This is a genomic window from Pseudoalteromonas sp. P1-13-1a, from assembly GCF_001401875.1.
GTDB lineage: Bacteria > Pseudomonadota > Gammaproteobacteria > Enterobacterales > Alteromonadaceae > Pseudoalteromonas.
On record NZ_LKDV01000120.1, the window covers coordinates 1 to 280 of the forward strand.

Below are 280 nucleotides of genomic sequence, written 5' to 3' on the forward strand. Positions count from 1 at the left end.
CTGTAAAAACAAAAAATGGCAGGGATAGTTTTATTAGCGATTTGCGATCCCATATTTCAATGAAAACAAGATCTTCACTATTAAAATCTTCATCTTCCAGGTGAGAGTTTGAATTAGCTTTTTGAGAATCATGAGTAACTTGAGGTGAGTTATATAATTCACTTTGAGCAAACCTTATCGGTGTTTTATTAGGCCAATCCGATATGGTTTCAACAGCAGTAGTATTATATTTCGTATATAAAAACGAAATGAACATCTTAGCATCTGTATACTGTTTAAA

The 280-nt window shown here is 31.8% G+C and carries 1 pseudogene; it reads right to left on the reverse strand.

Features of this window, described 5'->3' with window-relative positions:
* Window positions 1–280 (reverse strand): annotated as a pseudogene (locus AN391_RS20845) (hypothetical protein); the annotation flags it as partial.